Here is a 7,361-nt window from a genome sequence, read left to right on the forward strand (position 1 = left end):
CAACAAAAGGTAAAAAAGCTATATAAAAAATTAGATTTTTTTAAAAAATTAATGGAATTTAGAATTAAAAAATATAAAAGTTTTTTTATAAAAAAAGGCGTAAATATTGATTATATAATAGAAGGGCACTTTCATCAAGGAGATGAGTATTGCTTAGAAAATATAAAATACAAGAATTTAGAAGCTTTTGCAAATGACCGAAGTTTTTTTATACTAGAATATGACTTTATAAAAAAATATAACTTACCCAGAAAGGAGTAAATATGGCAGAAGATAAAGTCTTAAAGGCTGATTCTAATGAAATGGAACTTGTAGATTTTCGTATCTATAAACAAGGACAACATAAAGTCTATGAAGGAATTTATGGAGTTAATGTTGCTAAAGTTAAAGAAATCATAAAAATACCTGCACTTACAGAATTACCAGGTGTTCCTGAATATATTGAAGGAGTATTTGATTTAAGAGGAGTTGTAATTCCTGTAATAAATTTAGCTAAATGGATGAATATAATTGAGCCAAAAGATATGGTATTAAAACCTAGAATTATTATTGCTGAATTTTCAAATATTATGATAGGTTTTATAGTTCATGAAGCAAAAAGAATTAGAAGAATTAATGCAAGTGATATTAGAGGTTCTGATTTTTCAACAAATACAGGCGGATTTGATAAAAGTCAAATAACAGGAATTGCTAAGATTGAAAATGATGAAGTTTTATTAATCTTAGACCTTGAAAGAATTGTTGAAGAGCTTGGAATTTACTCTCCAAAAATTGATATAGAAGAAAAAGAAATCAAAAAAATGACAGGAACAGCAGTTGTATTAGATGATAGCTCAACTGCTAGAAAATTAGTTCGCGATGCACTTGATAAAATGGGCTTTAAAGTAATTGAAGCAAAAGATGGTGTAGATGGACTTAATAAAATGAATGAACTTTATGAAGCATACAAAGGTGATATTGCTAATCAAGTAAAAGTTATTATTAGTGATGTTGAAATGCCACAAATGGACGGATTTCACTTCGCTTCAAGAGTTAGAGAAGATATTAGATTTAAAGGTATTCCAATTATCTTCAACTCATCTTTAAGTAATGAATTTTCAACTCTTAAGAGTAAAGATGTAGGTGGAGATGCCTTTTTAACCAAATTTGATGCTAATGTATTTTACAAAGAAGTATCAAGAGTAATTGAATCATATATTAAAAAGTAAGGAGCGTAGATATGGAAGATATGCAAGAGATATTAGAAGACTTCTTAGTAGAAGCTTTTGAATTAATTGAACAAATAGATCACGATTTAGTTGAGCTTGAGAGTAATCCTGAAGATTTAGAATTGCTAAACCGCATTTTCCGTGTTGCTCACACTGTTAAAGGAAGTTCAAGCTTTTTAAACTTTGATGTTTTAACAAAACTAACTCATCATATGGAAGATGTTTTAAACAAAGCTCGTCACGGAGAATTGCTAATAACTCCTGATATTATGGATGTTGTGCTTGAATCAATTGATATGATGAAAGACTTATTACATTGTATTAAAGATAATGGCAATGATACAGCAATAAATATGGATATTAGCTCAATTTGTAGCCGTCTAACTGCAATTAGCGAGGGTAAAATTTTAAGCGAAGTTAAGGCTGAGCCAAAAAGTTTAGATGAGAAAATTGAAGAATTAATTGAAAAAGATTCAAATAGTAATGAAGAAGAAGTAGATGTAAATTCTTTAAGTGCTGATGAAGTAGAAGCTGAAATTGAAAGATTATTAAAACAAAGAAAAGCTGAAGATAAAGCAAGAAGAGAAGAGAAAAAACAACAAGAAGCAGTGGTAGAAACTAAAAAAGTTGAAAAAGTAGTTGAAACACCTGTTGAAAAACCAGTAGAAAAAATCTCTGAAAGAGCTAGTGAAAAACAAGATACAAAAGAAGCTAGAAATGCAAAACAAGCACCTGTAGCTGCTGATAAAGGCAACTCATCAAATATGGAGCAAACTATTAGGGTTGAAGTAAAAAGACTTGATAACCTAATGAACTTAATAGGCGAACTTGTATTGGGTAAAAATAGACTTTTAAAAATCTATGATGATGTTGAAGAAAGATATGAAGGCGAAAAATTCATAGAAGAATTAAATCAAGTTGTAAATCAATTAAGCGTAGTAACAACTGATATTCAACTAGCTGTAATGAAAACAAGAATGCAACCAATTGCAAAAGTATTTAACAAATTCCCAAGGGTTGTTAGAGATTTAAGCCGTGATTTAGGAAAACAAATTGAGCTTGAACTTGAAGGTGAAGAAACAGAACTTGATAAATCAATCGTAGAAGAAATAGGCGATCCTATTATGCATATGATTAGAAATTCTTGCGATCACGGAGTTGAATCAGCAGAAGATAGAATAGCAGCAGGCAAACCAGAAAGAGGAACGGTTCAGTTAAAAGCATACAATGAAGGAAATCACATAGTAATTGAAATAGCTGATGATGGTAAAGGACTTAATGCTGAAGTATTAAAAACTAAAGGTATTGAAAAAGGAATTATTAGCGAAAGAGAAGCTGATAATATGAGCGATAAAGAAGCTTATGGTCTTATATTTAAACCAGGATTTTCAACTGCTAAACAAGTAACAAATGTAAGTGGTCGCGGTGTTGGAATGGATGTTGTTAAAACAAACATTGATAAGCTAAATGGTATTATTGAAGTAGATAGCGAGTTAGGAAAAGGAACGGTTATAAAACTAAAAATCCCATTAACACTAGCTATCATTCAATCACTACTTGTAAAAACTCAAGAAGAATTCTATGCAATTCCACTTGCTAGTGTTCTTGAAACGGTAAGAGTTGCTATTGATGATATTTATACAATTGAAGGCAAAAATGTTTTAAGACTTAGAGATGAAGTTTTATCACTTGTAAGACTTAGTGATTTATTTGGAGTAAAACAAGTACTTGAAAATAGCGAACAAGCTTATGTAGTTGTTGTCGGTGCAGCAGCTTCTAAACTTGGAATTATAGTAGATACTTTAATAGGTCAAGAAGAAGTTGTAATTAAATCTATGGGATATTATTTACAAAATATCACAGGAATTGCAGGCTCAACCATTCGTGGAGATGGTAATGTTACATTAATAGTTGATGTTGGTGCAATGATGGATATGGCAAAAGATGTTAAAGTGGATATTAAAGCTAATAACGACACAGGTTCAAAAGTTTCAAAAGATAAGCCAAGTGATTATGTAGTTTTAGCGGTTGATGATTCTCAAATTGATAGAGGAATTATGAAAAAAGCATTAGAACCGCTTGGAATTAAAGTAATTGAAGCAAGCAATGGTGTAGAAGCTTTAAATATAATTAAAAGCGGAGAGCATTCAATAGATGGAATGCTAATTGATATTGAAATGCCAAGAATGGATGGTTACACACTAGCAGCAGAAATTAGAAAATATGCAAAATATAGAAATCTACCACTAATTGCTGTTACAAGTAGAACTAGCAAGAGTGATAGACTAAGAGGCGTAGAAGTAGGAATGACTGAGTATATTACAAAGCCTTATTCTTATGAATATTTAGAAAATGTAGTAAGAAAGAATTTAAAATTAGGATAATGTAATGGAAAGATTAAATCAAGTTTTAAATAGACAACAAGAACAAGTTAAAGGTGCTTCTGGTAGAGATGTAAAAGAAGAACAAATTAGACAATTAGTAGGATTTATGATTGATGAAGAAGAATATGCAATTCCAATTCTAAGCATACAAGAAATCATAAAGCCTATTGAATACACTAGAGTTCCTAGCGTTCCTGATTATGTATTAGGAGTATTCAATATGCGTGGTAATGTAATTCCATTAATTGACCTTGCAAAGCGTTTTGGCTTGGGTAGTTCAAAACATACTCAACATACAAGATATATAGTTTTAAAAGGTGAAGAAGGAAATATCGGTTTTGTTATTGATAAATTAACAGAAGCTATCAAAATTAAAGAAAGCAATATTGACCAACCACCTGAAACTTTACTTAAAGAAAAAGGTATGATTGATGGAATTGGCAAACAAGAAAATAGTATTTTAACTATATTAAAAGTTGAAGCTTTAATGAAAAGGGATTTTTAATGAGTAGATATAGCATTTGGTGTGATTTTATTGAAAATAGTTTTTTAGATAGTGAATTTTTACAAATGCTAGCTAGTGGCACTATAAATGGTGCTACTAGTAATCCTAGTATATTTAAAAATGCAATTACTACTTCAGTATATTATAAAGAAAGAATTAAGCAATTAAATATAAAAAATAAAGAAGAATTATTTTTAACTCTAGCCTTAGAAGACATTAAAAAAGCAGCTATTAAAATGAGCCATTTATATGCAAAAGATAACAATAATGGTTTTATTAGTTTTGAAATAAATCCACTAAATAGCAATAATGCAGGTCTTAGTATTGCAGAAGGTTTAAAGATTGCTAATTTAATAAATATGCCAAATTTAATGATAAAAGTGCCGGCAACTAATGCAGGATATGAAGTTATGAATACATTGGCAAGTTATGGAATTAGCATAAATGCTACACTGATTTTTTCTTACGAACAAGCAAAAAAATGTAATGATGCAATAGCACAAGGTATGAAAAAGTATAAAGCAAAAAATCCTAATGGAATAATTAATAAAGGTGTAGTTAGTATTTTTGTAAGCAGAGTTGATAGCTTATTAAATAATAGATTTAGCGTTAAAAACCAAATAGGAATTCAAAACGCAATTTATTCAGCATCTAAAGTTGGTAGTGAAAATATAAGAGCTTTATTTGCAAGTACAGGAACAAAAAGTAATGATTTAAGTAAAGATTATTATTTAAAAGAACTAGAATTTAATAACACTATAAATACAGCTCCAATTAATGCTATAAATGCCTATAAACCTAGTAAAACTATAAAGAATTTAAATCAAGAAATAATTTCAAATTCAAAAGATTTTATATTCTCAACTATAAACGAAATTGAGTATAATGCCGCTTGCAAAAAACTTTTAGAAGATGGATTAATCCAATTTGAAAAAGCATATATAGATATTTTAGAAAGTCTTTAAAGGTTATTAATGGAAATAGATTTAGAAAATATTCGTTGGGAATTAAGAGATAATTTAGATGGTTGGTTAAATACCTTAATTGAAGTTGGTGGAAGTGATTTGCACCTTAGCTCAAACCTAAATCCAAAAGGTAGAGTAAATGGAGAAATTAGCGAAATAGCACCTGATATTATATCAAGAGAAGATATGTTAGATTTATGTAAAGCCCTAACAAGGGGAGATTTTACAAGATTTGTAGATAATAAAAATATAGACTTCTCTTATGAGCCTAAAAATAAAGATAAATTTAAATACAAAGGCTCTTTTCGTGTGAATTTATTTTTTACAATGAATGGACCTAGTGCTGTTTTTAGAACAATCCCTGATACTATGCCAAGTTTTGAAGCATTAAAACTGCCAGAAGTTATTAAAGATATAACAACAACAGAAACAAGGGGATTAATATTAGTTACTGGACCAACTGGTAGTGGTAAAACGACTACACTTGCTTCAATCATTGAATATATCAATCAAAACTACCATAGACATATTATCACTATTGAAGACCCAATTGAATTTAAATATAAACCTGCAAAATCAATAGTAAATCAAAGAGCTATAGGACAAGATGCTTTAAGCTTTCAAGATGCACTAAGAGCAGCTTTAAGAGAAGACCCTGATATTATTCTAGTAGGTGAGATGAGAGATTTAGAAACCATTGAAGTAGCAATGCACGCAGCAGAAACAGGACACTTAGTTTTAAGCACACTTCACACAATTAATGCACAAGAAACATTAAATAGGGTTTTAGGAATGTTCCCTAAAGAAGAGCAAAACAGAATTAGAAGTTCATTTTCTGGAGTATTAAAGGCTGTTATTTCTCAAAGATTATGTAAAACCACAGATGGAAAAAGAACAGCTGCTATTGAAGTTTTAAGAGGAAATGAGCGTATAAAAAGACTTATTTTAGAAGGTAGAGAAAACTCAATAGGCGATGTATTAAAAGAAGGCACAATGAAAATGCAAAGTTTTGACCAACATTTGCTAATGCTATATAAATCAGGAAGAATTACAGAAGAAGAAGCGTATGATAAAGCAAGTAATGCAAATGACTTGAAAGTATTAATTGATGGTTATAAATTTGGAGAAGCTAAAAAATCATCATCTAATGTAAGCACTGGTTTTCAATTTAAACTTGCTTCTCAAGAAGAATAATATTTTTATTAAACTTTTTATAGTATTATTCACACTTATTTTTTTTGAAAGGACATTTTATGTTAGAAGGACAAATTAGACAGAGTATTGGTAGAAAGTCAGCTAAAGCTGCTAGACAAGATGGTATGCTAATTGCTAATATCTATGGCAAAGGCGTTGAAAATATCCATGCGGTATTTAAAACAAACGAATTTATTAAAGAAGTTCGTAAAAAAGACGGATTAATTTTCCCTGTTAGTGTTGATGGTAAAACTTATGAAGTTGTAATTGTTGATTATCAACACCATCCAGTAACTAGCGAAATTAAGCACGTTGATTTAAAAATAGCACTAAAAGGTGTTGAGAGCTTTTATATGGTTCCAGTAAAAGTTGTAGGAACTGCAAAAGGTCTTAAAAATAAAGGTGTATTAATTCAATCAAAACGCCGCTTAAAAGTAAAATGTAAAGCAGAAAATTTACCTAATTTCTTTGAATTAGATGTAACTGATTTAGATGTTGGTGATGCTTTATTAGTAAGAGATATTAAAGTTGCTGATAATGTAAAAATTATTGACGCTGGTCGTGTAGCTGTTGTTGGAGTTGAAAAAGCTAGATGATTTTAGTAGTAGGCTTAGGAAATCCTGGCGAGAAATATGCAAATACTCGCCACAACCTAGGCTTTATGTTAATTGATAAATTACTTAACTCTTCTTACACTAAACAAAGTTTAAACTGTAATGGAGAACTTTATAAAAAACAAAATATATTACTACTTAAACCACTAACCTACATGAATAATTCAGGGGAAAGTGTAAAGAAGGTTGTAGATTTTTATAAACCAGAAAGAATAATTGTATGCCACGATGAAATGGATATAAATTTTTCTAAGCTAAAAATTAAAAAAGGTGGTAGTTCTGGTGGTCATAATGGATTAAAATCCATAGATAACTTTATAGGTAATGATTATGAAAGAATTAGATTAGGAATTGGAAAACCTGATTTAAAATATGAAGTTATTAATTATGTTCTTGACAATTTTAATGAAAATGAAAAAAAAGAATTAGAAAACTTCTTAAATTATTCAAAAGACGCTTTAGAATATCTTTTAGACAATGATATATTAAAG

General features: G+C 29.5%; 7 protein-coding genes and 1 pseudogene. All 8 read left to right on the top strand.

The features are described from left to right. Positions 1-261 (top strand): annotated as a pseudogene (locus tag KJQ99_RS08145) (hypothetical protein); the annotation flags it as partial. Positions 262-263: 2 nt separating this feature from the next. Further along, positions 264-1,208, top strand: a complete 945-nt coding sequence (locus KJQ99_RS08150) for a chemotaxis protein (RefSeq protein WP_214120312.1) — start codon at positions 264-266, stop codon at positions 1,206-1,208. A gap of 11 nt (positions 1,209-1,219) precedes the next feature. Then, positions 1,220-3,592, top strand: a complete 2,373-nt coding sequence (locus tag KJQ99_RS08155) for a chemotaxis protein CheW (protein ID WP_214150503.1) — start codon at positions 1,220-1,222, stop codon at positions 3,590-3,592. Positions 3,593-3,596: 4 nt separating this feature from the next. After that, positions 3,597-4,097 carry a chemotaxis protein CheW gene (locus KJQ99_RS08160; protein ID WP_214116625.1) on the top strand — a complete coding sequence of 167 codons (501 nt, stop codon included), beginning with the start codon at positions 3,597-3,599 and terminating at the stop codon, positions 4,095-4,097. Further along, entirely contained in the window at positions 4,097-5,062 is a 966-nt protein-coding gene (locus KJQ99_RS08165) for a transaldolase (RefSeq protein ID WP_214150504.1), read from the top strand. Before KJQ99_RS08160 ends, KJQ99_RS08165 begins: the two co-directional genes overlap by 1 nt. 9 nt (positions 5,063-5,071) lie before the next feature. After that, on the top strand, positions 5,072-6,256 hold the full coding sequence (locus KJQ99_RS08170) for a type IV pilus twitching motility protein PilT (RefSeq protein ID WP_214116621.1): 1,185 nt from the start codon (positions 5,072-5,074) through the stop codon (positions 6,254-6,256). A 59-nt stretch (positions 6,257-6,315) separates the two neighbouring features. Then, positions 6,316-6,852, top strand: coding sequence for a 50S ribosomal protein L25/general stress protein Ctc (locus tag KJQ99_RS08175; protein WP_214116615.1), 537 nt, complete (start codon positions 6,316-6,318; stop codon positions 6,850-6,852). After that, positions 6,849-7,361 (top strand): aminoacyl-tRNA hydrolase (gene pth / locus KJQ99_RS08180; protein ID WP_214150505.1); only part of this gene is annotated, 513 nt, incomplete at its 3' end. The genes KJQ99_RS08175 and pth, both read left to right, overlap by 4 nt.

Origin of the sequence: Campylobacter sp. 2018MI13 (assembly GCF_018501135.1) — a bacterium.
GTDB lineage: Bacteria > Campylobacterota > Campylobacteria > Campylobacterales > Campylobacteraceae > Campylobacter_E.